Origin of the sequence: Peribacillus sp. Aquil_B1, assembly GCF_022603275.1 — a bacterium.
Lineage (GTDB): Bacteria > Bacillota > Bacilli > Bacillales > DSM-1321 > Peribacillus.
Genome location: NZ_JAKXEE010000002.1, coordinates 464,912 through 489,638, shown reverse-complemented (window position 1 = coordinate 489,638; position 24,727 = coordinate 464,912). Strand labels below are relative to the sequence as shown.

Here is a 24,727-nt window from a genome sequence, read left to right as displayed (position 1 = left end):
GAACGCCGAATGAAGCATTGCGGCGTCTATCCGGTTTACGAGTTAGCCCAATGGCAAGTTTCTATAGAATGAGGAGGAATTTTTTTATGGCACAGGAAACAAAAACGAATACATTACCCTCAAGAAGTGAAATAGCTCCTGAAGATACTTGGAGACTGGAAGATATCTTCGCAACCGAGGAAGATTGGGAAGCTGCTTTCAAAGCGGTAAAGGAAGACCTCAAGAAAGCGGAGGCACATAAAGGGACGTTGGGTGAAAGCGCAGAAAAGTTATTCGCGGCGCTTCAACTCCAAGATGAAGTATTCGAGAAGCTAGGGAAAGTTTATTCTTATTCACATATGCGCAATGATCAAGATACAACCAATCCTTTTTATCAAGGGATGGAGGATCGGGCTAAAGCTTTATATGCCCAGGCAGCGGCTGCGTTTTCATATATGGTTCCTGAACTATTGAGCATTGACGAAAGTAAAGTGGAAGGGTTTTTGGAAGAAAAAGAAGAATTGAAATTATACAAGCATTCTTTAGAGGAAATTAATCTTCAGAGACCACATATCTTATCTGCAGAGCAGGAAGAATTATTGGCGCAGGCATCAGAAGTACTCGATGCATCGGGCAATACTTTCGGTATGCTTAACAATGCCGATTTGAAATTCCCGACCATCAAGGATGAAAAGGGAAATGAAGTGGAAATAACTCACGGAAGGTATATCAGTTTTCTTGAGAGTGAAGATCGCCGTGTACGTGAGGAGGCATTTAAGGGGGTATACAGCAAGTATGGGGAGTTCCGCAATACATTTGCTTCAACCCTGTCTGGTGAGGTGAAAAACCATAACTTCAATGCCACGGTTCGAAAATATGATTCAGCACGCCAAGCGGCGTTAAGTAATAACAACATTCCGGAGACTGTATACGATAATCTCGTTAAAACGGTCAATGACAACTTGCCATTACTTCACCGTTATCTTGATTTACGTAAAAAAGTACTGCAATTAGATGAACTTCATATGTATGATCTATTCACTCCTCTTGTTAAAGAAGTGAAGATGGAGGTTACATATGACGAGGCCAAGGATTATGTCCTTAAAGGACTTGCTCCGCTTGGAGAGGATTATTTGAACGTTTTGAAAGAGGGATTTGAAAACCGTTGGGTCGATGTGCATGAAAACAAAGGGAAACGAAGTGGTGCCTATTCTTCTGGTACATACGGGACGAATCCTTATATTTTAATGAACTGGCAAAATAACGTCAATAACTTATTCACGCTCGTTCATGAGTTTGGACATTCGGTCCATAGCTACTATACACGTAAATATCAGCCATATCCATACGGGAATTATTCAATATTTGTAGCGGAAGTTGCATCGACTTGTAATGAGAACCTGTTGAATGATTATTTATTGAATTCAATCGAAGATGAAAAGAAACGCATTTATTTATTGAATCATTACCTGGAAGGTTTCCGCGGCACATTGTTCCGGCAAACGATGTTTGCAGAGTTTGAACATACCATCCATTTGAAAGCTCAAAATGGGGAAGCGTTGACAGCGGATATGCTTACTAAGGAATATTATGAGCTGAACAAAAAATACTTTGGTGAGAATGTGACCATTGATGAAGAAATCGGTTTGGAATGGGCGCGTATTCCACACTTCTACTATAATTACTATGTTTATCAATATGCGACTGGAATCAGTGCAGCAACAGCATTGAGCAAGCAAATCCTTGAAGAAGGAGAGCCTGCTGTCAAAAGGTATCTGGAATTCTTGAAGTCAGGAAGTTCCGATTATCCGATAGAAGTACTCAAAAAGGCTGGTGTCGATATGACAAAAGCCGAGCCTGTACAAGAAGCCATGAATGTATTCGAAGAAAAATTAAATGAGTTGGAAGAGCTTTTGAATAAATAGGATGTGAAAAGGACCCGAGCACTGCCGGGTCCTTTTCATCATATATGGATGTCCGTCATAATCCTTTAAAACGATTTCTCTGATTTAAGCTATGAAGAATTATAAAGAAAACAAAAAATAAAATAGGGGAGGTAAAATACAGAGGAATGAGGTTCATGATACCGAGTAGCTGGACGAATAGCGACCCTATCAAGAGTATGAGCAGAATAAAGACTTTCAATTTGGTCACCTCCAACCTGGCAGCAGAAAAAGCTCATCTGCTCTTTATTAGATAGTATGTTTTAGATAAAGCAGTATTCTAAGAATATGACAATAATGTGAAGTTGCGCACAAAGTTCTTGCAATTAAGGTGTGTAATCTGCTATAGTACAGATATAGAAGTTATCACATCCCAAACATATACCCCTTTGTTTGTTCGTCGTGAAATTTCTCCCATCCCCTTATTCGTATAAATAGATGAAAACCCCAGCAAATTTAGCGGTTTGCCGGGGTTTTTCATTTGCATGAAAAGTAAAAAGAATTAAATGATCGGCTTTAAGTTAAAAAAAGGCTTAGGCAATTATAAAGATAATGTGATAAAGTTCACAAGTGAATGTATCTTCAATCTAGATAGATATTAAGCGGATATCAAAAACACTTATAGCTTTAAATAAAAAGGGCTCGTATATAGCTATATATCGGAAGGGATAATAAAAAAATGAAAAATATATATTGTGAACAATTTGTGAAAAGTTACACATATAGTTGAAACACAAATAGTTTATCTGTTATATTATTTATTGTGAAGTGAATCACAAACAAACTTATACCCCTTTGTTTGATCGTGAAAAATTTCTCCCATCCCCTTATTTTCTTATAAAGAGCCATGCAATCTTTTGGATTGCATGGTTTTTCCTTTAATATAACAAAGAAGCAGTCAAATTCATGACTGCTTCTTTGTATATCTCCAAAAAGTTCCGTATTTAGCTGGTATCTTCTCTGCCACCTGTTTTAAAACAAGCTTTTTCATTTCCAACTCGACGTTATTCTTATTCATATTATAAACGGTTTCAATTTCCTTCGTGGCCACTAGTTTGAAACAGCTTAAAAACTCCTCGAGAGTGGGGGGGGGTGCAGGGGCTGGAAGACCATTCAGCATATCTTCTAAAATTTGAACATATACCTCGTAAGAATAGACACCTGAAACTTTTATTCCCTCTTCTTCAATATTTTGATTGAAAAAGACAAGGGAAGGTATTTCAGTCACTTCCATTTCGCTCGTGATTTTCATGTCACATTGAAAGCCTTTGGCTGCACTGGAAGAATTGATGTCATAAAGGAATTCTTCCACATCCAATCCAACCATATTGGCACATTCGGTCAAGACTCCGATGTTGGATATATCCTTTTTTCCTATGAATACATATTCTTGAAGCTGCCTTAAAAAGCGAATGGCCAATTTACGGCCCTGTAATTCGGCTGCTTTTATTGCGATGGAAGCTGTATATGGAGAAGAGATTGGGTTTTCAGACCAAAGGCTTCCGTCGCAGGACATTCCCGAGCGGCTGGCTGTCTTTTCCCAAACTTGAGCAATGTTTTCATAATTTTTATTTTTCCCCATATTAAGAGAATCGATTTTACCGCTTAAAACATGGCGTAAACTGAACAATTGGCCATATTCTATCTGTAATTTCCTAATAATTGGTTCTAAGCCCCAGCATTCGGGACAAAGCGGATCAACAAAAACATAAATTTCAATTGGCTTTTTTCCTATATCATAGCAATGCTGCGTCTTGATCCAATCGGAAATATTGAAAACTGGTTTTTGTGCGCTCAACTGCCTTCTCCTTTCCCGTCAGTTCCGGATGTATTGATCATATGCTGTGCCGTCAAATAGAGGCGGTGATAGAAAAACTCCCTAATCTCACCCTCAAGGCCAACTTCGTCCATAGCTTGATACATGCATGAGAGCCATGCTTTCGCACGTTCTGGTGTAATTTCAAAAGGTATATGTCGAGCCCGCAACATAGGATGGCCATGCTCTTCTGTATACAAAGAGGGACCGCCTAAATATTGAGTCATAAATTGTTTTTGCTTACGGACCGTTTCAGTTAAATCGTCAGGGAATATTGGCTGCAGATCCGGGTGTTGACTAACGTTGGAGTAAAACACATCAATTAACTTGTGTAATTGCCCTTCTCCAATCAATTCATATGGTGTAGGGTTCCCTTGCATCATGTTGATTACTCCTTTTAAAGAAAGATGGTTGATATTTATTCATATTTTATCAATGACGTCCTGATATAACAAATATATAGCTTAAAGAAAATTTTACATCTGTAGTATGACACAGGGGAATGATCCGGAAATGACAGGTTTTTGGGTGCTTTACGATTTGTTAACAATTCATGGGAAAAGAATATATAGACATGAAAAAACTGACCCGCACAAATAATCAGGGTCAGCTTGCTTTAGCTTGAAAATGTGCCATAAACTTTCTGAACATAGTTCTGAGTTTCTCTAAAGGGGGGGATGCCGTTATATTTATCTACGTTTCCGGGCCCTGCATTATAAGCAGCAAGGGCCATCTGGATGTCCCCGTCATAACGTGCCATCATTTGACTTAAATATTTACTCCCGCCCATGATGTTTTGTTCCGGATCGGTTGCATCATCCACCCCAAGGCTTTTTGCAGTTGCGGGCATTAACTGCATAAGGCCAGCTGCACCCGCATAACTGGTGGCTTCAGGGTTAAAGTTCGATTCCTGTTTAATGACGGACTTAATCAGTTTTTCCGGGAGATTATATAAGCTGGCCGCCTGGCTGATGATATGATCATAGTTTGTTGCCGTTTCACTGCTCTGATTGTCAGCAGGGGCAGTGGATACCGGGTTGGTGTTCATGGATGTCAGGACGCCAGGTTGAAGGAAGGACTTCGTTTCGGCTTCCACGCGTGATAAAAGGGAACCCAATGTCTGCGAAGCGCCTTCAAGAGCATCACCCGAAACCAGTTCCGAGAGCATGTCCTGGAAAATGGATCGAGAGGAATTTGCATTTGTGTTGTTGCCATTTGTGAATTGCTGGATTGCCTGCAATTCCATGAACGTTTTGAAATCTTGGATTTTCAAACACTCCACCTCCGAATGGGTTCAAACAGGATTATTTTTGGAATTTGGCCCGATAAAACCTCTTCACTTTATTTTCGGTTTCCCTTACCGGAATTTGAAGGGTTTCAAGGAGGGTCAGGAAATTTTTTTTCCCGGCGTTTGCATCGGTCACTTCATATTCAAGCTCAAAGTCTTCCTGATTCAAATACGAACTATGATCTAAAACAAGTAAACCCTCTTTGTAAGGGAATTCAAAACGGTCCGTCTTTAATGTGCCAAAGCAGGTAAAGTCTTTCGGATCAATTCCGCATTCGAGGATAAGAAGTTGGATCTCGCCGTCAGGGAATGTGTTATGATTCAGAAACGCATATGCGGTTTCTTCTGAGATATCTTGATTCGTCTCCAATAATCCTTCTGTAGCGGGCTGTTTTAAAGTCAGCTCGTAACGCCCGTTTTTCTCACGGATCCTAAGGGCAGAGGCTTGATTTTTCAAAGTGAACCCGAGTGTATCGAAGTAATGATTTTTCTGTGTTTTAAAGTTCGATGCCCCGACATGAAAGTATTCGATCAGTTGATGAAATTCCTTTTCGCTTAAGAGGTTTTTAAATTCAATTTCAATATGCTGGTTCATGTGTTCCATCCCTTCTGGCTGATTCTTAGGTTAATCATATAAGAACCATTCCAGCTGTCAAATTGAATTCAATAATTTTTTGCTATTGTACTTGAATATTTAGGAATCAATTGCAGGATATGATAAAATATAAACGTTGAGCATGAGAAAGGGAATATAAGTATATAGAAATTTAATACATAACTTTTTGCTAGAAAAATTGAATAGGATCCAGCGGTGAATTGGCATAAAGTCATGTGACTGCTGGATTTAGGAGAGCGTTCTGCCCATACCAGAGTTGAACAGGCGCTTTTTAGATAGATATAGGTGGTGTGGCAATGGAGAGTTGGGACGATTTCTTGGCGCCTTATACTCAGGCTGTCGAAGAATTAAAGGTTAAGCTAAAAGGATTAAGGAAACAGTTTGAGAGAGAGAATATTCACTCACCGATCGAATTTGTAACAGGCAGGGTAAAGCCGATTGTCAGCATTTTGGATAAGGCGAGCCTGAAGGATATTCCCATTGATAAATTGGGAACGGAAATACAGGATATTGCAGGACTTCGGATGATGTGCCAGTTCGTGGATGATATCGAACAGGTAGTTGAACTATTACGAGGCCGCAATGACTTCGAGATAGTCGAGGAGAGAAACTATATTTCCCATAAAAAAGCAAGCGGCTACCGTTCTTATCATGTTGTAATCCGCTATCCGGTCCAGACGATCCATGGTGAAAAAAATATCCTTGCCGAAATTCAAATCAGGACTCTTGCGATGAACTTTTGGGCGACGATCGAACATTCTTTAAATTATAAATATAAAGGCATTTTCCCGGAAGATATTCAACTGCGACTCAAACGTGCAGCTGAAGCTGCCTTCCTGCTTGATGCAGAGATGTCGCAAATCCGTACAGAAATCCAGGAAGCACAGCGTCTTTTTTCCAGGAAAAAAGATTCTTGAACGCATAAATGGGTAAACGAGAAGAAATCTAAATTGAAGGTGGGATTACATGAAATTTGCGATTACGTCAAAAGGAGATGCGAAATCGAATACTTTAATGCAAAGGATGCGAACGTATCTTCAGGACTTTCATTTGGAATATGACGAAGATCAGCCGGATATTGTCATTTCTGTCGGTGGTGATGGTACTTTATTATATGCTTTTCATCGTTATAAGAATCGATTGGATAAAACCGCCTTTGTTGGTGTACATACAGGACATCTTGGTTTTTATGCAGATTGGACCCCTGATGAAATAGAAAAATTGGTGATTGCTTTAGCAAAAACACCATTTCAAATAGTGGAATATCCACTGCTCGAAACGATCGTCCGTTATCAGCATGGTGGACGGGAAGCCAGGTTTTTGGCTTTGAACGAATCGACAGTCAAAAGTGTTGAAGGGACGCTCGTCATGGACGTTGAAATTCGCGGACAGCATTTCGAGACGTTCCGTGGAGATGGTTTATGCATTGCTACGCCATCTGGAAGCACGGCGTATAATAAGGCGCTTGGCGGGGCCATCGTCCATCCATCAATCGATGCCATCCAGATTACCGAATTGGCATCCATTAATAACCGGGTGTTCAGGACGGTAGGATCGCCGCTTCTGCTGCCGGCACATCATACTTGTATGTTCAGGCCGGTCAATGCGGTCAATTTTCAAATTACCGTCGACCATTTGTCCTTGCTACAGGAAAATGTAAAGTCGATACAATGCCGGGTGGCAGATGAAAAGATCCGATTTGCCAGATTCCGCCCTTTTCCTTTCTGGAAAAGAGTGCATGATTCATTTATTGCTAATTAAGGAGATAGACTCACCTCATGTCAAATCAAAACTTTACTTTGACCTGGTCGGTTTTTGAAGAGGATTCTGGCTCTTTATTGCGAGAGTTTCTCAGCAAATGCGATATTTCAAAACGAGCTTTAACGGATATTAAGTTTAAAGGTGGATATATCCAGTTGAACGGCGAAGAAGTAACCGTAAGGGAACGGATAGAAACAGGCGACATCGTCACCATCATATTTCCGCCGGAGCAGGCAAGCGAAGGCCTTTTACCGGAACCCATCCCCCTTAATGTCAGGTATGAAGATGAGTTTGTATTGGTAGTGGCCAAGCCCCCTTCCATGAATACTATTCCTTCCCGCGAGCATCCCAACGGCAGTCTGGCGAATGGCTTGGCGGGTTATTATAGGAAGACGGGAATACAGGCAACGATCCATATAGTTACACGTCTTGACCGGGACACATCAGGTCTGGTCTTAATTGCCAAGCACCGGCATATCCATCACCTTTTAAGTGAACAGCAAAAATCAGGACAGGTTAAACGGAGATACCAAGCCATAGCTGAAGGAATCGTTGAAGGACCTGTTGGAAAGATAGTGGCGCCGATCGGACGAAAATCGACCAGTATCATTGAACGGGAAGTCAGGGAGGATGGCCGGTATGCCTGTACCCTATTCAAGGTATTGGCATACACAGCGTCCCATACATTCCTTAATCTGGAGCTCCAAACAGGGCGAACACATCAAATCAGGGTCCATCTGGCGCATATAGGTCACCCGCTGGCTGGTGATGATTTATATGGAGGGAAAAGGAACGGTATCCCTCGCCAAGCCCTTCATTGTTTTGAATTGAAATTTTTACATCCTTTCACCAAGAAGATGATGTTGTTTCAAGAGGAGTTACCAGAAGATATGAGCCGTTTGCTCGAGGGAAGTTGACTTTATAACCGGCGCATTAAAACGAATTCAAGCCTATGAAAAATCCATAGACGCAAAAAAACTCACCAAGATGGCGAGTTTTTTTGGTTAATCAAAAGATGTCCTGAATTTTTCCGCAATATATGGCATAGTTGAAGGCACCTCTTGAAGCTCCATTTCGGGATAACGGACAGCGGTCAGTTTTCCACCGAAGACGCAGCCTGTATCAATATTGTATGTATGATTGACTCGTCTAGCTTCAGGAACTGGTGTATGTCCATATACAATCCATGTTTCCCCTTTATAGGATTGGGCCCAGTCCTTCCTGACAGGAGACCCATCGGGATGTTTGGAGCCATTTATATCACCATAGAGGACAAAGGTTTTTACCTTACTGTTATATTGACCAATATAGTCACTGCGAATTCCTGCATGGGCAATGATCAAGCGCCCTTCATCAAGGAGTTGATAAAGTGGGGAACGTTCATACAAATCCATGAATTTTTTTCGGATCTTCTTCTGTTCCCGGTTGTTCAGTGATTCATATTCAGCTACAGTAGTCTCTAAACCGTGCGATATTTGAACTTTATTGCCTGAAAAATAACGATACAATTTATTGCAGTGGTTACCTGGGGCATACCTTGCAATATTTTGGTTAATGACTAATTCATGGACAACCTCTATTACTTGTAGGGAATTTGGGCCGCGATCGGTTAAATCCCCTACAAAGCCGAGAATCCTTCCAGAGGGATGTACAGGAAACCCAGTCTCCCATGTATAGCCCATTTTTTCGGTCAGCTGCCTGAATTCAGCGAAACATCCATGAATGTCCCCGATGATATCGATGTTCATTTGACACATCCTTTGTTTGTTTTGTCTATGTGTATGGTATTAGTATAGTATTATTTAAAAAAATAAAATATAAACGAGGAAATGAAAAAATATGTATTAGGAGGTGTATGGTCATGGAGGAGATGAAGGACCGGGAGCGGGAGAGCAGTCAAATGAATAATGAGCTTTTGCTTGAAGCGCTTAAAACGGAAAATCTGGATCAGTTTCGGACGGAGTTCCTTGAAATGCATCCATATGATCAGGCTCAATTTTATACAAGCCTGTCAGATGAATTCAGATCCGTCGTTTACACATATTTGTCACCGGAAGAAATGGCAGGCCTTTTTGAAAATATAGAAATAGATGAAGATGATTACGAAAGCCTGCTGGCAGAAATGAACCCTTCTTATGCAGCGGATATGCTTTCCAATATGTATGCGGATGATGCGGCTGACGTCCTGAATGAAATCAATGATGAGCAGGCGGTCAGCTATTTGACCATCATGGATGATGAAGCGGCAAGTGAAATCCAAGAGCTTCTGAACTATGAGGAATCTACGGCAGGAAGTATCATGACGACAGAGTTCATTGCCATTGAAGCAAACGAAACAGCTCGATCAGCCATGCAGATCTTAAAAAGGGAAGCTCCGGAAGCGGAAACGATATATTATGTGTTCGTTACCGATCAGGATAAGAAGCTGCTTGGTGTTTTATCGCTCAGGACATTGATCATAGCTGATGAAGATGCCTTGATCGGTGATTTAATGGATGACAGGGTAGTTTCCGTACCTGTATCGGAAGACCAGGAAGAGGTGGCACGAAAAATAAGGGACTATAACTTCCTTGCCGTGCCTGTCGTCGATTTCCAAAACCATTTGTTAGGGATTATTACGGTTGATGATATCATTGATGTCATGGATGAAGAGGCGTCTGATGATTATTCCAAATTGGCGGGTGTATCAAATTTGGACAATGTTGATAAGAGTCCCTTTTCTGCTGCCAAGAAACGGCTGCCATGGTTGATCATCCTTTTGTTTTTAGGCTTATTGACCGCCAGCCTGATTGGCCGTTTTGAGGAGACACTTAGCCAAAAAGCGATTCTTGCTGTTTTTATTCCATTGATTGGCGGAATGGCCGGTAACACAGGAACTCAAGCATTGGCTGTTGCAGTACGGGGAATTGCAACAGGGGACTTGGAGCAGGATAGCAAGTGGAAGCTAGTTTTGCGGGAGGCTGGGACAGGCCTCATCACCGGCCTGACATGTGGAATAGCCATCAGCTTAATCGTATATATTTGGCAAGGGGATTTAATGCTCGGTTTATTGGTCGGCATATCGATTTTCATTACATTGATAGTCGCCACACTCGCTGGATCGCTTGTACCGCTCCTCATGCATAAAATGAAGATCGACCCGGCGGTTGCTTCCGGACCATTCATCACGACCATCAATGACATTATCAGTATCCTAATTTATTTCGGATTAGCTACATTATTCATGGGTTATTTACTATAAGCTAAAGAAGGATTTTTTGAAGTGTTATTCCCAGGTGGCTTCAGAAAACGGTGTTTTTATGAGAGGAAATTTGATATACTGTCATTAGTAGCAGGTACTAATATCTTGTATTAAAAATAGGAGGTCATATACGATGACTTTTTCATTAGAAGGAAAAACGTTTGTCATAATGGGTGTTGCGAATAAAAGAAGTATAGCATGGGGAGTTGCCCGTTCCTTACATAAAGCAGGTGCAAAGCTTATCTTCACTTACGGAAAAGACCGTACGGAAAAAAGCGTTAAGGAACTATCTTCTACATTGGAAGGGGAGTCTTCCATTATTTTGCAATGTGATGTAACGAAGGATGAAAGCATTGAAAAATGTTTTGCGGCGATCAAGGAAGAAACAAATATCATTCATGGCGTGGTACACAGTGTGGCATTCGCTAACAAGGAAGAGCTGGACGGTGAGTTTGTCAACACGAGCCGTGAAGGGTTTTTGCTTGCCCATAATATCAGTTCATTTTCTTTAACGGCGGTGGCTAAAGCCGCGAAAGAAATCATGCCGGAAGGCGGCAGCATTGTCACAATGACGTATCTTGGCGGTGAACGTGTCATGCCTAATTATAATGTAATGGGAGTGGCTAAAGCTTCGCTTGAAGCCAATGTCCGTTACCTATCAAGTGATCTTGGCAAAGACAACATTCGAGTGAATGCTATTTCAGCAGGACCTATCCGTACCTTATCCGCTAAAGGTGTTCGTGACTTCAATACAATCTTAAAGAAGATTGAAGAAGAAGCACCGCTCCGTCGTACAACGACTCCTGAAGAAGTAGGGGATACGGCAGTATTTTTATTAAGTGACATGTCCCGGGGTATTACCGGGGAAAATATCCATGTGGATTCCGGTTACCATGTAATCGGATGACAATAAAAGAAGGGGGCCGATAGATATCGGTCCCCTTTTTTATTGGTTTTTCCAAACTTTGTCTCTCTGTCCTTCAAAGATAGGAGATAATTTTTGTTTACCGGTATCTTGAAGTTCTACCTCAACCCTAATTTGTCTGAGCGTATCATCTTCCAAGGGGATCATTCCTTCGTTCTCAATTCTTTTCCAAGTATCATTTTCATCCCGATAAAGTATTTTGGAGAGTTTGAAGAGGTCGATATCTCTTTTTTGCGTATATTGATATGTTTTTTTTATCTCTTTCATGATTGAGCGTTTTATTTCTGATTCATATTGTTTACGCGTTATATCATTTTTCATCAATTCAACACTTGCCCTTATTTTCAAGTCCACATCAAATCGGACTTTCCCATTTTTTCCGATGATAGGAGTGATCTTTGTCTTTTTATCGTAAAGAATGACAGATGTATCCTTTTCTGTTCCGGGGAAAAGGGTTACGCTATCACGAACGAAATCTTTATTGACTAATCGCCCACCATTCATGACATTCTTAGGAAGAAATTCCTTTATTTTATTATTGGAAATGATCGTTACACTTTCCATTAATAATGACTTCTTCTTTTTATCCTGACCGGTCCATTGCTCAGTTATTTTTAATTCTGGAATGGATACTTGATTGGCAGGTTCATCGAGTTGAATGATTATCTCTCTAAGATTGATGGGCGGGATGAATGAACTTTGATGATAGTTATCATCCGGATCACTCAGCTTTGAAAATGCCATGGAGATATTTTCAATGGGAGAAATGAGCATGGCATCTTTTATCGAATCTTTAGTCATGAAAAAGTATATCCGATAACGTGTTTCACGGTAACGGTCCAAAAAATCAACTGTGAATTTGAGCCCGCCCACATTTAGCGCTTCTTCAGAAAAAATCACAAATGAGAGGTGTCCCCAATAAATACGCCGATCGGCCGTATGATATAAATTGAATAATGCTTCCTCCAACGTATTTCCAGTAGCTGTTCCAACATCAGCTGCGTTAAGTGAACTTGGGTCACCGCCGGATTCCGATTTGGCTAATCCTTTCATATTAATTATTTGAAGGTGTACGATGACCTTTCCGTTTTTATAATCGATGCCTAAACCATTTGCATACACAAGGCGTTCAGGTTCATTGGAATCCCAGCAGCCAGTGAGAACGAGAACACATAATAAAAGAATGAAAGCGCTTTTCGTTTTCATTTATGTCCTTCCTCACCTTTCTTCGTAGGATCTTTTGAAGAAAAGATGGATGGGCGTCTTTTATCCAATGAGGGAGGAATGCGAAAAAGTGTTTTGACTATGTTGGACATACTCAAATTAGCGGAAACTTCCATATAAGGAACTCCTAATATCCGGATATTACTTACATATGCACATAAAAATAGGGCTAACAAAATAAATGCGAAAAGTCCCAAAAATGAAGCGGATATAATGGCCACGAGCCTTATTAAGCTGATGACGCCAATGATCGACTGATTGACGAGAGTGAAAGTGGCGACAGCTGAACCGGCGATGACTACAAGCATGGCCGGACTGGTTAAACCGGAGCGGATGGCGGCATCCCCTATGATCAAGGCTCCCAATACACTTAATGTAGGCCCTATTGTAGTGGGGAGACGCATCCCTGCTTCTTTGAAGATTTCAAAGACGATTACCATCGTAATTGCCTCCAGTGCTGTTGGAAGTGGCAGGCCCCTTCTGGACTCCACTACTGTGGCCAATAATATCAGCGGGAGCTGGTCTTGATGAAAGGTTGTTAAAGCGACCCAAAAACCTGGTAATAGAGCCGCAATAAAAATACCGAATAATCGAAGGGCCCTTTCAAATGAAGCATAAATGGACGTGTATTCATTATCTTCGGATGTTTTTAAGACAATGAAGAGGTTGATTGGTGTAATCATGGTGTAGGCAACACCATCAATTAAAATTAATAGCCTTCCTTTTAACAGGCATTGTACGGCAAAATCCGGCTTTCCCGAATAGTCATGTCTAGGGAAAAGAATCGATGGCTTTTCTTCAATCAATTCCATAAATTGATTACCGCCATATATCCCATCTACATCGATTGCTTCAATTTTACGAGATACTTCCTGAACCATATCAGGATTAGAAATGTCATCCATATATAAAACAGCGACTTTAGTCAAAGTTCGCCTGCCCACCTCGAAATATTTAACATTCAAGGAGTTTGTTCGCATTCGCTTACGGATTAAAGCGACATTAATGGATAAATCTTCTATGAAATTATCCCTGGGTCCTTTGATTGTGACTTCGGCAGATGTTTCCTCAGGGTTGCGCTGGGGACGCTTAGAAATATTAGCGGATAATAAATATTCGAATCCTTCAAAGTGAAGGATTAACTTCCCAGAATAGATATCTGCAAATAACTCTTCATTGGTGTTAATTTCCGTAAGTTGAGGAAGGTGAAGGGAGTCCTTTAAATCCTCGATAGCTAATTTGCCCTTTGGGTACTTTTGAAAAAATAAAGTTAACCTTTCAAAAACAAGATTATTTAACAAATCAGTATCGATAAGTCCTTCACATCCAATTAATGTTACTTTAAGGGGAAACTCATTACGATAAAGACTGCTTTGGAAAAAAACATCTCCTGAATTTTGAAATATTTTTCTTAAATCGGATTCCTCTTTTATATCAAGTTTTTCTATGTAATCCTTTTTATTTTTCGGATTGGACAGTTGCTTTTTGGTTTTCTTGAACATTGGATGTTGGCCTCCTTTTTCTACGATTGCTGAAGAAAACAAAAATACTTAAAAGGATGGAAACCGCTAAAAAGAACCAGAACGTAATCGGCATGACATACACTCCGATAATGTGATATAAAATTACATCACTGAAGCTGTAAGCGTTGGAGACGATAAGGATAATGGAATAGGCAATGAGTAATATCGTTTTGCTGCGCTTTTTTTTTATGGATAGCACCTCCAGTGATAAGAATAAGAAAAACGATACTCTTATGAAGGCTCCGGTTAACCATTGGTAAATCGAGAGAAAATCAAGATGCTCAATGAATCTACCTAAAGTCACCAATCCCCATTGTTCAAAAGCCGGATATTTTTGTCTGGAAGCCTCCATTGGACCGAACTCCGTAATGGAACCAATTAGGGGGCCAAGGATTAGCCAGGTAAGGATAATGGCATTTAAGGCAAAAACCCTGAATTTTAGATTTCCATGAAGTTTTTGCTGCATGAATAGTATGACAATCAATTCAATAAGCCCTGACAAAGGATAGATTATTCCAGAAATGACGGGAGACCATCCATTTTCCATGATTGGCTTTAATAGTGAAAAATCCTTAAATTGGATATTTGTGATCGCTACAAAAAAACCAAAAATGATTACCGCAGTCAGTACGAATGTGTTAGTGATAACAATCGTTTGGATGTTAGTGGAAGCAAGAAAAAAACATAATCCCGTAAAAAGGATGATGCCAAGGATTGGTGGCGTTATGGGTAAATAGGATACCTTTGTCCACACAATCATTTCTTTTAAGGACACCGCAGCTAATGAAGCGAAAAAGGTACTTATGACAATGGATAAAGTTTTGCCTGGTACCTTTCCGATATTCGTTTCCACCCATACAAATATGTTGGTCTGTCCGGTGGCTTTGTGAATGTAAAACAAAAGTAAACACCAAAGGAGTATCAACCCTAAAGCAAGCAGTACGGAAATCCAGCCATCCCGTTTAGCACTTGGCAGTAAATGAGGAAGGATCGTTACATGATTTTTTAAACCGACAGCCGTCATCACGATTAAAGATAGTTGTACGGTTGAAACCTTTCCATTTTTTTTCATCTTCGGAGCTCCTTTAACAACCATTATTTTTTTAGTTTTCTCCACTAATGCCCAGCATATCCAAGATTAGTTGATGTCCTTTTTTGGGGGAGTGGCACATCTCCAGCATAAAGAAGGGTGAATTTCATATAAATGATACATAGAGCGGATATTCATTGTTTGCGAGAATCGGCATAAACCTGCTTTCAACCCTATTCGTGAAAAAGAAGGAGGGGTATCATGGACGTGAAGAAAGTTGGTCTGCCTTGTGCTGATGGAAAACAAACCATACAAAGTACGCTGAAGAGACATATCAATTTGCATGAAAAAAATATCAGCACTTCATATACCGCCGAGGAATTGGTGGAGCTATTGTCCCGACTTCCAGCCTTTGCACCTAAGCCTGTATGTAAGTTCATCATCAATGACCGCACACTATTCGGAAAATTGGAACAAAAAAAAGAATCCAGTTTGTTCATAAGGCATAAATTCGGTAAAAAAGTTGTCCAATACCAAATGGAACAGCTGCAGTCCGTGGATATTCTGAAATATTAAGGAGGGTTTTCATGTCTGAGAAAAATGGCGATAAGGAATCCAAACCACTTTTATATGTCGATCAAGCGAAAATATCAGATCTGCGTGGAAATATGCAAAGTGATTTTCGAACGAAAAACGCTGAACCCCAAGACAGCGTTGAGCCGGAACTTCAGGATGAAGCCGAAAATAAAAACGAAAAAATCGAACAAATCAAACGCGAATTTGGTGTTTATGATGCCATGAAGGAAATTGAAGAGGAGATAACGGGAATAAGGAAAATCACCGAACAATATGTCCCTGAGCAAACTCCGGTTGAAGAAATGGAACATCCTGAACAAATAGAACAGAAAAGCGATAAGCCAGTTAAGAGAAAAAGGAAAAAGGTGGAGAAGAAAGATTCTTCTCGTGATATCATTTCCCGCCTATCCAATCATCAAGGTTTTCCAAAGCCACTATGTGAGGCTGTTATTAACGGAGAAACGCTTCAGTTTCATGTATTGGGAATGAAGGGGGAATCAGTGAAGATTAAAAGAGGGAACCATGTCCGTTTCGTGGGTCTGCCGGATATTATCGATGCCAAAATAATTGAAGAATCCAAGTGAAGGAGCAATATTAAATGTTTCCCCCACAAAATGAATTCACTTTATTTATCATATTAGGCTTGGCTTCCTTCAGGCTGACACGTTTGATCGTCTTCGATAAAATCATGGAGCCGTTGCGCCGCCCCTTTTTTAATGAGATAGAGGAAAAAAATGAAGAAGGAGTAGTGGAAATATATTTAATGCCCAAGGAAAAGGGCCTGCTTGGCTGGTTTGGTCAATTACTAAGCTGTTATTGGTGCGTGGGTGTCTGGGTCAGCCTTTTTCTGGTTTTTATTTATATCCAACATTGGTTTATAGGTGACGCACTGATATTAATCCTTGCCGTAGCAGCAGTAGGGGCGATTATTGAAGTCATAATCAGCAAAATTATGGACATTTGATTGGAAACAACTTGTCTCTTCGTTCATATAGTATGGTATAGATGTTAAAGGAGGAGTCATAAATTGAATCAGAAACAGAATCCATGGGCTTATGCCAAACCGATAAAAAAAGATCAACCGGTCAAAATCAAGAAGGACTGTGGCTGTAATAATAACAATAAAAATAAAGGCTATTGAGTAAAAAACCTTTCCATTTCGGAAAGGTTTTTTACATTTCCTAATCCTACCATTCATAAAAAATCAGTTAAACAAGAAAATAACAATAGAACGATAAATTGGGATGTGATTCTATGTTCAGACAAGGAAGGTATTTTAAGGCCAGCTTTCTGGTTTTTATAGTTTTTTTGTGTGTGCTTACTGCATGCAGCAATAAGAATGATGGAAAAACGGAGAATTTAGCAATGATTAAACGTACGAATCCTGAACCGATGGATATCATTAATGGGATGGATGAGAAGGATGAAAAGGGACTGATCTCAAAGGTCAAGGAAACAGTTGCTAATGAAGACACCATCTATGACGTGATCGTCGTGAAAAACGACAAAAAGATTATCGTCGCTTATAAGGTTAAGCACTTACAACGTTTTCATATGAAGAAAATTGAAAAGACTGTGACCAAAAATCTGGAAGACAAGTTTCCCAAAAATGATTTTATCGTATCTAGCGATTATAAAATCTTTTTGGAATCGGTAAGATTGAACGAGTTACTTAAGGAAAAAGATGTACCCGAGAAAAAGGCAAGGAAGAAGTTCAAGGAAATTGAAGAACTTCAAAAAGAATTAATTTAGAAGAGAGGTTCAGCAATATGAGCGGCAAGGAGAAAACGACCCCACAGCAGGATGCGTATCAGGAACTTCAAGGGAAGCATGAAATTAAAAGACCGATAGTGAAGAATTGTTTAAAGGCCTTTTTAGTAGGTGGCATTTTCTGCATAGTGGGACAAGCCATTTCCTACTTCTATATTTATTTTTTCAATTTTACGGAACAGACAGCCGGAGGCCCGACCACTGCTACGATGGTGTTCCTGGCTCTTTTGATGACCGGTTTCGGATTTTACGACCGCATTGGCCAGTTTGCTGGGGCAGGAAGTGCCGTCCCTGTCACTGGTTTCGGTAACGCAGTCATTTCAGCAGCCATTGAGCATCGGACGGAAGGTTTTGTACTTGGTGTTGGGTCCAATATGTTTAAATTGGCCGGCTCGGTCATTTTATTTGGGGTATTTTCAGCCTTTATCGTGGCGTTGATAAAAACGATTTACCTAATGATTGGGGGCTAAGCGGTGTTAAAGGGAAAACAAACATGGATGTTTACCAATAAACCGGTCATCTTGGAAACAGGGGTAACAGGCGGGCCATTTGAAGCTAATGGAGAAATCGCGGGTGATTTCGATATTCTATACGACGATTTGTGGATGGAGCAGGATTCATATGAGAAAGCTCATCGGCATTTGATGGAAAAAGCGGTTGAGCTTGCATTGGAAAAAGGCAAGATCGGCAAGGAGCAAGTGCAATTTTTCTTGGCGGGTGATTTAATCAATCAGGTTACACCTACAAGCTTTGCAGCAAGAACCAATGGTATTCCATATTTCGGCTTGTTTGGAGCCTGTTCCACATCGATGGAAGGGCTTGCTCTAGCTGCCTTCATCACTAATTATGGCGGTGCTAACTATGTGTTGACAGGTGCCTCGAGCCACAATGCAGCTGTTGAAAAACAATTTCGCTATCCAACAGAATATGGCGGGCAAAAACCACCTACAGCTCAATGGACGATAACGGGAGCAGGGGTGGCGCTTGTTGCTCCTGATGGAAGCAAGCAAGGGGAATTTCCCCATATTGTCTCCGCCACTATCGGAAAGGTCATTGACATGGGATTGAAAGATCCTTTCAATATGGGGGGAGCGATGGCCCCGGCGGCAGTCGATACGATACTTGCCCATTTCAAAGATACTGGTTTGACCCCGGATGATTATGATTTCATCATTACTGGTGATTTAGGTCAGATAGGAAGTGAGACAGCTCTTGACTTATTAAAGCAAAAGGGCTGTGATATCAATCAGGAAAAATTCAAGGATTGCGGATTGATGATTTTCAAAAAGGACCAGCCTGTTTTGGCTGGCGGGAGCGGCGCGGGATGTTCGGCAGTGGTATTATATGGTCATATATTGAATGAAATGATTTCCGGTAAATATAAAAAAATCCTGCTGGTCGCAACAGGAGCATTATTGTCACCACTTTCCGTCCAGCAAAAAGATACGATTCCGTGCATTGCCCATGCTGTAGCCATTGAATATGGGATGAATTCATGAAAAAGGAGAGATTTCGATGTTAGCAATGTTTTTTTGGGCCTTTGTCATCGGTGGCTTGATCTGTGTAGTCGGCCAGCTTCTTTTCGATGTTGCTAAGCTGACACCGGCACATACGTTAAGCTTGTTCGTCGTAATAGGAGCTGTCCTTGGCGGATTTGATTTATATGAGCCGCTTATTGACTTTGCTGGTGCCGGAGCAACCATACCGATCGTTTCGTTCGGGAACTCCCTGGTGAACGGGGCGATGATGGAATCGGAAAAACATGGTCTCGTCGGCGTACTGACAGGCATGTTTGAAATTACAAGTTCCGGTATCTCTGCAGCAATCGTCTTTGGGTTCATCGGAGCATTGGTTTTCAGACCAAAAGGATGAACAAGCGGAAATAGGCAGCCTGGACTAGGACATGGCCTATACATATTTGTCCAGACCTACATATGTTATCAGTAAGCTTTAGCGAGAGCGAGGTGATATGTATGTTTGGTTTTGGTGGCTACGGTTGTTGTGGCGGCAGCGGTTATGGATACGGCGGCGGTTATGGCGGAGGATACGGTGGCGGCGGTTCCACTTTCGCGATAATCGTTGTATTGTTTATCCTATTGATCATTGTAGGGGCTTCTTTCTGCTAAGGTAAAAGGAATAGGCAGAAGAAGCCTATTCCTTTTTTTTATTTGTATGGGCCTAGCACCATTTTTCTGATAATGCCATAGGATAGGTACAGAAAAGGGAGGGGCTTAGGTATGGATAATAACTTTTTTAAAAACATAGAAGGTAAAACCGGCGTAAATATGAAAGATGTATTAGAATTGGCAAACTCGCTCCAAGGAGCCAATTTCAAAGATGAAACGACTGTTAGAAATGTCATTAAGCGTGTTTCAAAAATCGCGAATAAACCGGTCAATAAAGAAACGGAAGATAAAATCGTTCATTCCATCGTAGCTGAAGGGAATAAACTCGATTTCGGGACGATATCCAATATGATAAATAAAAAGTGAAAAAAGGCCTGCTATCACGCAGGCCTTCAGACTGCAGACAAACTTGAAGAAAGCGGGTTTGTCCGCAGTTTTTTTTATAAAAAAGTTGCAGCTTGATTTCATTCCATAAAATTTCAAGTGATTCGGGATGAGACCATTCCGAACCTTTTTTTTCATCTTTTTTCATATATGGTTAGCATCAGCTTTTGGTCAAAGCTTCAAGAAACGTGATGGATGCGCGGTCCGTCCGCGTCTAGTTTGCGGGATCGAAAGGTAAAGATCCTTTTTGGCCCTGGTTGCCGCTACATAGAGCAATCGTCTTTCCTCTTCAAGAGGGGATAGTTCCCCTTTTCGGTAAGATTCAAGTGCGAAATCATGAGGGATGCTGCCATCAACAGCAGCAAGGACATAAACGGTTTGGTATTCAAGCCCTTTGGAACGGTGTATGGTGGTAAGCTGTATGGCATCCTTAAAATGTTTCGATAGCTGTTTAATCTCTTGGACCATCGCAGTCATATGATCGACATGTTCAAGGAAGGCGGCGACGGTGGGAAAACGATTTGCCGCCACCTTTAAGTCACGGATGTCATCGGACCCTTTTTCCAGGTTCGCATCATTTCCGCGCTTTTTTACATATTCCTGGTATCCTAAATCTTTTTCGATGATTTCCAAAGCTACGAGTGGCGACATTATTTTTAAAGAGCGTATCAGTCCTGGAATCGTTTTTAATCTTCTTTCCTGAAAAGCATGTCCTGTCTTAACAAAAGCAAATGCATCGATAAAATCACAATCCTGCAATATTGTCATTGCTTTTAATTCCTGTAATATACTTTGCTTTAGGAATAAGGAGGAAAGGACATCAGCTGCTGCCTTGCTGTCATGCGGGAACAAACTCAAACGCATAAAGGCAAGCATGCCGCGAATGACCTTGCGCTGATAAAACGAATCCGCATCCTTTTCAATGACGAATGGCAGGTTGGAAGCGGCCAGCCGTTCAAAAATGGCCCTGGACATCGTGTGTGTCCTGTACAATACTGCAAAATCCCCAGGGTTTGCTCCCTTGGATATTTTCTCTTGGATATCGGATACGATCATCGTTGCTTCCAATTCCTCATCATAAGGATAAAATAAAACAGGGGGATTTCCTGAATCATGCTGTGCCCTCATCTTTTTCTCCATCCGGTTCTGGTTGCGCTTGATCAATCGGTTCGCTGTAGCGACAATTTCATGGGAAGAGCGGTAATTCTCCGTCAGTTTCACAACTTGGGAACGAGGGAAATCATGATTGAAATTCAAAATATACTTCGGATCGCTTCCCCGGAATGAATAGATCGATTGATCATCATCTCCAACTGCACATACATTTTTTGATTCAGCAGAGAGGAGTTTTATCAATTCATATTGAACTTTATTGATATCCTGAAACTCATCCACCAAAAAATAATTAAACCTTTGCTGATATTTCTTTAAAAAATCCGGGTGATTTTTTAAAAATACATAACAGCCTACAAGCATATCATCAAAATCATACTTCCCTGTTTGCTGTTTATATTCTTCATATTTCTTATATAAAAATAAACACGATTTCTCCCAATCGTCCTTAGGTTGGATATCTTCTGGAAAAGCCAATGAGTTTTTCCAAAGCCCAATTTGTTGAAGGGCTTGATCATATGCAAATTCCTTATCATCAAGTTCCAATTCCCTGCCAGCCTGTTTTAATACCTTTTCTTTTTCCCACTCCCACTTCAATAGGAAATCACGCTGCCATTTGGCTGGTTCATGGAAAATCAGGATTTTATAAAAGATGCTATGAAAGGTCCCGCTAACGATTTGAGAAACAAGGGAAGGAGTCATATAAGGATAACCGAGCAGACGCTGCTGCATTTCCTTTGCGGATTTCGCCGTAAATGTTACAAGCATGATGCTTTTAGGATCAATCTTTTTCACTGTAAGCATGTAGGCTGTGCGTACCGTCAATACGCGGGTTTTCCCGCTGCCTGCTCCTGATAGGACGAGAATTGGTCCATCGATTGTCGTTACCGCCTTGAGTTGCTCTGCATCGAGAACAACCCCCGATGAGGATAATTCTTGAAAGTATGGTTCCTCTGATTGTGCCAGGCAGGATGGTTTATCTGAAAATTTCGGATTGCCGGTTATGGGCCGGCTTTTAAGGAAAGGTTCTGTAATGGTTTTCGTTTCCGTAATGGTTCGTGATGTAGGAATCCTAAATCCATTCTGTTCCATATACTCTAATGGCTTTTCCTCACTTATTGGTTCTGAAATTGGCATATCACAGGGTACCTGCGATGGATCACTATGATAAAAATAAGGCGTTTCATGGATTCCAATAAATAATTTCACTGGTTTATGACAAATGATACAAGAAAGCTGATCACGTTTTCCTTTTTCAAACAGTGTCTGCAGCTCACCAGCTGAAACGGTATGTAAATGTACGATTTCATTGCCAGATTTTGCTTGATTCATATAAATGGATACCTCTAATCTATTAAAAATATCGGCAATACTCATCATACCAGAAGATTAGGAAAAAAGAATGCGGAAATCGTGTTTAAATATTGTTTCGGTCGGGTAATTAAATGACAACAGAACTATGTATATATAAGGAGGGAAAACTATGGGTTACATAGCACCTGTCACACAATTTGATTATATTCAATATGCCAACCGGACGGCCGAAGCTGCCAAGAATGTAAGAATTGTTAAAGGGACGACACCCATTCAACCTGTCCGTTTTGATCAGGTGCTGGAAAGGGAGAGGGGAAGCTTTGAAGGATTACATCAAATGAAAGATAATGATCGGGAAAGTACATATGGGGCAGGCACATATAAATATCAAATGGGCATGAGGGTCAGCGAAGATTTAACGGCTGAAATGACAGGAAAAGGCAGGTTTTTTAACGAAGTTGTCTAGTTCTGCCATAAAAAACAAAAGAGGACACGTGAAGTGTCCTTTTTGTGTTGATTCCTTAGAGAATGTCAATTTCTACGATTAGAGCTAACAATAGTTGAAGTAATAATTGGATGTTTAGAGCGATTTGTGCATCAGTCGTTGTAATGTCGATATCACGGCTGTTTTCAACGATTGTTTTTTGGCGCGTGATTTGTTTAACATTAGAAGATTGGATTAATTCTTGAGTGATCTTCTCAGCATTATCAGAATCTGCGATGGAAATGCTTACGATGACCGCAATTGCAGCTTGTAGAGCAGCTTGAAGAGAAAGGGCCGCTTTAACATCCGTTGAAGTGACATTTACATTACAAGAATCTTTAATGTAAATAAGTTCTTCAGAAAGCTGAACTTGATTATTATCCTGTATTGCCTCTTGGCTAATGCGTGTGTCATCGTCGTTACAGAACCCTGACAGTGGATGTCTGGAAGCGGAATCTAGAGCCGACCATGATCTTTCAGAGTCTTCATGTGTGTTACAGTTGCTACGATATACATTTTGGTTCATGTTGTTTTTTCCTCCTTAGGTTTTATTCCCTATTAAAATATGCTTTGATGGGTAATCGGGTTGGACGAATAAATCAGTTAATTCGTCTATTTTTTAATACTTAGAGAAAGTATTAGTGTGTGGGGATGAATAATAAAGAAGCTGGAGCTTTAGGAATGAAATGTAAGTGCTGCTATGTCTCGGTTTACTTATTTCTCGCCAGCAAGTAAGGTTTGATTAGGTGATATGGTGTGTCATTTATCTTTGGAATCCGTGAATTTGTTGTGAATGGAATTTGTAACTGGATTAACATCATGTTCCGTGATGTTCTTTTCTTGGTTTATGATTTTTAGTGATTGCTCTTGTAAATGGCGAATGGTTTCTTTAAGGTTGTTTTTCTCTCTTTCGGTTAGATCGACCTTTTCCTTTTTGAAACCATGTTTTCTCATAGTCCTCGAAACCAGCAGTTCCATCAGTCTTTTTTGAGACTCCTCCAGGTTAAAATCATTGTTACCCATAAAATTTTCCCTCCTTCTTGCTTTCTATATATAGACTATGTATTTTTGCGGAGATTGCCATTGAACGGAAATGGTTTTTTTTATAAAACGATAATTTAAGTTCATGAACAAACAAAAAAAGCTGTCCAATCAGAGAACTGAAAGGACAGCTTTTTTATATCATAAAATGGTTTTCTTCATCGTTTTATGAGGGATGCCAGCATCCATGAATTCGTCGGAAACGATCTCATACCCTAATTTCGAATAAAAAGGGATGGCATGGACCTGGGAATCAAGCTTCAATTGAGATACTTCCTGCTGGATGGCATATTCCTCAATAGCATTCATGATCATGGCACCGGCACCATTCTTACGGCCCGATGATAGTACACAAATGCGCTGGACTTTACCGATGTTGTCGATGACCCTGAAACGGCCGGCACCGATTGGCTGACGCTGATCATCATATAAAACGAAATGTGTAGACTGTTGTTCATATTCATCGATCTCTTCTTCAAGAGGGACGTTTTGTTCTTGGACGAACACTTTTTTTCGAATCATATAAGCATTTTCAAGCTCTTGGCTGTTCTCTGCGATTTTTACAAACACGAA

At 40.6% G+C, this 24,727-nt stretch carries 28 protein-coding genes; 16 read left to right on the top strand and 12 right to left on the bottom strand.

Translation table 11 applies throughout. From position 1 onward, the window contains the following. Positions 1 to 86: 86 nt before the first annotated feature. Positions 87 to 1,904 carry an oligoendopeptidase F gene (pepF, locus tag MPH60_RS16110; RefSeq protein WP_241590608.1) on the top strand — a complete coding sequence of 606 codons (1,818 nt, stop codon included), beginning with the start codon at positions 87 to 89 and terminating at the stop codon, positions 1,902 to 1,904. A 922-nt stretch (positions 1,905 to 2,826) separates the two neighbouring features. On the opposite strand, the gene MPH60_RS16105 is transcribed toward pepF, so the two are convergent. From MPH60_RS16105 to MPH60_RS16090, 4 genes are all read right to left on the bottom strand, one after another. Next, positions 2,827 to 3,720 carry a ClpXP adapter SpxH family protein gene (locus MPH60_RS16105; RefSeq protein WP_245406304.1) on the bottom strand — a complete coding sequence of 298 codons (894 nt, stop codon included), beginning with the start codon at positions 3,718 to 3,720 and terminating at the stop codon, positions 2,827 to 2,829. Beyond that, entirely contained in the window at positions 3,717 to 4,121 is a 405-nt protein-coding gene (locus MPH60_RS16100; protein ID WP_048686552.1) for a globin domain-containing protein, read from the bottom strand. Before MPH60_RS16100 ends, MPH60_RS16105 begins: the two co-directional genes overlap by 4 nt. A 233-nt stretch (positions 4,122 to 4,354) precedes the next feature. Further along, entirely contained in the window at positions 4,355 to 5,020 is a 666-nt protein-coding gene (locus MPH60_RS16095; protein WP_336275399.1) for a lytic transglycosylase domain-containing protein, read from the bottom strand. A gap of 22 nt (positions 5,021 to 5,042) precedes the next feature. Then, positions 5,043 to 5,621 carry a CYTH domain-containing protein gene (locus MPH60_RS16090; RefSeq protein WP_241590606.1) on the bottom strand — a complete coding sequence of 193 codons (579 nt, stop codon included), beginning with the start codon at positions 5,619 to 5,621 and terminating at the stop codon, positions 5,043 to 5,045. Between the two features lie 317 nt (positions 5,622 to 5,938). On the opposite strand from MPH60_RS16090, the gene MPH60_RS16085 reads away from it, so the two are divergent. Genes MPH60_RS16085 through MPH60_RS16075 form a run of 3 tightly spaced genes read left to right on the top strand, consistent with a single transcriptional unit; the run spans position 5,939 to position 8,320 of the window. Beyond that, the gene (locus MPH60_RS16085) at positions 5,939 to 6,559 is read left to right on the top strand and encodes a GTP pyrophosphokinase (protein ID WP_034314484.1); all 621 of its coding nucleotides are present in this window, start codon (positions 5,939 to 5,941) and stop codon (positions 6,557 to 6,559) included. Positions 6,560 to 6,608: 49 nt separating this feature from the next. Next, complete coding sequence (locus MPH60_RS16080; protein WP_053534153.1) at positions 6,609 to 7,403, top strand: NAD kinase; 795 nt, start codon at positions 6,609 to 6,611, stop codon at positions 7,401 to 7,403. Positions 7,404 to 7,420: 17 nt separating this feature from the next. Beyond that, positions 7,421 to 8,320, top strand: coding sequence for an RluA family pseudouridine synthase (locus tag MPH60_RS16075; RefSeq protein WP_241590605.1), 900 nt, complete (start codon positions 7,421 to 7,423; stop codon positions 8,318 to 8,320). An 87-nt stretch (positions 8,321 to 8,407) separates the two neighbouring features. Here MPH60_RS16075 and prpE read toward each other — a convergent pair whose 3' ends face one another. Further along, positions 8,408 to 9,151, bottom strand: a complete 744-nt coding sequence (prpE, locus tag MPH60_RS16070; RefSeq protein ID WP_241590604.1) for a bis(5'-nucleosyl)-tetraphosphatase PrpE — start codon at positions 9,149 to 9,151, stop codon at positions 8,408 to 8,410. Between the two features lie 122 nt (positions 9,152 to 9,273). On the opposite strand from prpE, the gene mgtE reads away from it, so the two are divergent. Both mgtE and fabI read left to right on the top strand, forming a co-directional pair. Then, a complete protein-coding gene (gene mgtE / locus MPH60_RS16065) occupies positions 9,274 to 10,644 on the top strand; it encodes a magnesium transporter (RefSeq protein WP_241590734.1) in 1,371 nt (456 codons plus the stop codon). A 133-nt stretch (positions 10,645 to 10,777) separates the two neighbouring features. Further along, positions 10,778 to 11,551 carry an enoyl-ACP reductase FabI gene (gene fabI, locus MPH60_RS16060; protein WP_241590603.1) on the top strand — a complete coding sequence of 258 codons (774 nt, stop codon included), beginning with the start codon at positions 10,778 to 10,780 and terminating at the stop codon, positions 11,549 to 11,551. 39 nt (positions 11,552 to 11,590) lie between these two features. Here fabI and MPH60_RS16055 read toward each other — a convergent pair whose 3' ends face one another. The 3 genes from MPH60_RS16055 to MPH60_RS16045 are packed head-to-tail and all read right to left on the bottom strand — an operon-like array spanning position 11,591 to position 15,388. After that, complete coding sequence (locus tag MPH60_RS16055) at positions 11,591 to 12,775, bottom strand: Ger(x)C family spore germination protein (protein WP_241590602.1); 1,185 nt, start codon at positions 12,773 to 12,775, stop codon at positions 11,591 to 11,593. After that, on the bottom strand, positions 12,772 to 14,295 hold the full coding sequence (locus MPH60_RS16050; protein ID WP_241590601.1) for a spore germination protein: 1,524 nt from the start codon (positions 14,293 to 14,295) through the stop codon (positions 12,772 to 12,774). Before MPH60_RS16050 ends, MPH60_RS16055 begins: the two co-directional genes overlap by 4 nt. Further along, complete coding sequence (locus MPH60_RS16045; RefSeq protein WP_241590600.1) at positions 14,252 to 15,388, bottom strand: GerAB/ArcD/ProY family transporter; 1,137 nt, start codon at positions 15,386 to 15,388, stop codon at positions 14,252 to 14,254. Before MPH60_RS16045 ends, MPH60_RS16050 begins: the two co-directional genes overlap by 44 nt. Before the next feature lie 219 nt (positions 15,389 to 15,607). Between MPH60_RS16045 and MPH60_RS16040 the strand changes: the two genes are divergently transcribed. From MPH60_RS16040 to MPH60_RS16000, 9 genes are all read left to right on the top strand, one after another. Beyond that, on the top strand, positions 15,608 to 15,922 hold the full coding sequence (locus MPH60_RS16040; protein WP_241590599.1) for a hypothetical protein: 315 nt from the start codon (positions 15,608 to 15,610) through the stop codon (positions 15,920 to 15,922). Between the two features lie 11 nt (positions 15,923 to 15,933). Further along, positions 15,934 to 16,506, top strand: coding sequence for a hypothetical protein (locus MPH60_RS16035; RefSeq protein WP_241590598.1), 573 nt, complete (start codon positions 15,934 to 15,936; stop codon positions 16,504 to 16,506). Positions 16,507 to 16,520: 14 nt separating this feature from the next. Then, positions 16,521 to 16,886, top strand: a complete 366-nt coding sequence (locus MPH60_RS16030; protein WP_241590597.1) for a DUF1360 domain-containing protein — start codon at positions 16,521 to 16,523, stop codon at positions 16,884 to 16,886. A 401-nt stretch (positions 16,887 to 17,287) separates the two neighbouring features. Beyond that, a complete protein-coding gene (locus MPH60_RS16025; protein WP_241590596.1) occupies positions 17,288 to 17,674 on the top strand; it encodes a YhcN/YlaJ family sporulation lipoprotein in 387 nt (128 codons plus the stop codon). A 17-nt stretch (positions 17,675 to 17,691) separates the two neighbouring features. Further along, on the top strand, positions 17,692 to 18,162 hold the full coding sequence (spoVAC, locus tag MPH60_RS16020; protein WP_241590595.1) for a stage V sporulation protein AC: 471 nt from the start codon (positions 17,692 to 17,694) through the stop codon (positions 18,160 to 18,162). Positions 18,163 to 18,165: 3 nt separating this feature from the next. After that, positions 18,166 to 19,191, top strand: coding sequence for a stage V sporulation protein AD (gene spoVAD, locus MPH60_RS16015; RefSeq protein ID WP_241590594.1), 1,026 nt, complete (start codon positions 18,166 to 18,168; stop codon positions 19,189 to 19,191). A 16-nt stretch (positions 19,192 to 19,207) separates the two neighbouring features. Beyond that, positions 19,208 to 19,564 carry a stage V sporulation protein AE gene (gene spoVAE / locus MPH60_RS16010; RefSeq protein WP_241590593.1) on the top strand — a complete coding sequence of 119 codons (357 nt, stop codon included), beginning with the start codon at positions 19,208 to 19,210 and terminating at the stop codon, positions 19,562 to 19,564. Positions 19,565 to 19,665: 101 nt separating this feature from the next. After that, positions 19,666 to 19,818: a YjcZ family sporulation protein gene (locus MPH60_RS16005; protein WP_072272578.1), complete on the top strand. Its 153-nt coding sequence runs from the start codon at positions 19,666 to 19,668 to the stop codon at positions 19,816 to 19,818. A gap of 111 nt (positions 19,819 to 19,929) precedes the next feature. Beyond that, positions 19,930 to 20,184: a stage VI sporulation protein F gene (locus MPH60_RS16000; RefSeq protein ID WP_034314458.1), complete on the top strand. Its 255-nt coding sequence runs from the start codon at positions 19,930 to 19,932 to the stop codon at positions 20,182 to 20,184. Between the two features lie 189 nt (positions 20,185 to 20,373). Here the strand turns inward: MPH60_RS16000 and MPH60_RS15995 are convergent, their stop codons facing one another. Further along, complete coding sequence (locus MPH60_RS15995; protein WP_241590592.1) at positions 20,374 to 22,647, bottom strand: ATP-dependent helicase; 2,274 nt, start codon at positions 22,645 to 22,647, stop codon at positions 20,374 to 20,376. Positions 22,648 to 22,798: 151 nt separating this feature from the next. On the opposite strand from MPH60_RS15995, the gene MPH60_RS15990 reads away from it, so the two are divergent. After that, the gene (locus tag MPH60_RS15990; protein ID WP_241590591.1) at positions 22,799 to 23,095 is read left to right on the top strand and encodes a hypothetical protein; all 297 of its coding nucleotides are present in this window, start codon (positions 22,799 to 22,801) and stop codon (positions 23,093 to 23,095) included. 55 nt (positions 23,096 to 23,150) lie between these two features. Here the strand turns inward: MPH60_RS15990 and MPH60_RS15985 are convergent, their stop codons facing one another. The 3 genes from MPH60_RS15985 to MPH60_RS15975 all read right to left on the bottom strand — a co-directional run bounded on the left by MPH60_RS15985 (position 23,151) and on the right by MPH60_RS15975 (position 24,724). Continuing rightward, the gene (locus tag MPH60_RS15985; protein WP_241590590.1) at positions 23,151 to 23,639 is read right to left on the bottom strand and encodes a spore coat protein; all 489 of its coding nucleotides are present in this window, start codon (positions 23,637 to 23,639) and stop codon (positions 23,151 to 23,153) included. Positions 23,640 to 23,872: 233 nt separating this feature from the next. Then, the gene (locus MPH60_RS15980; protein WP_137017245.1) at positions 23,873 to 24,136 is read right to left on the bottom strand and encodes a hypothetical protein; all 264 of its coding nucleotides are present in this window, start codon (positions 24,134 to 24,136) and stop codon (positions 23,873 to 23,875) included. 159 nt (positions 24,137 to 24,295) lie between these two features. Further along, complete coding sequence (locus MPH60_RS15975) at positions 24,296 to 24,724, bottom strand: GNAT family N-acetyltransferase (RefSeq protein ID WP_241590589.1); 429 nt, start codon at positions 24,722 to 24,724, stop codon at positions 24,296 to 24,298. Positions 24,725 to 24,727 lie beyond the last annotated feature (3 nt).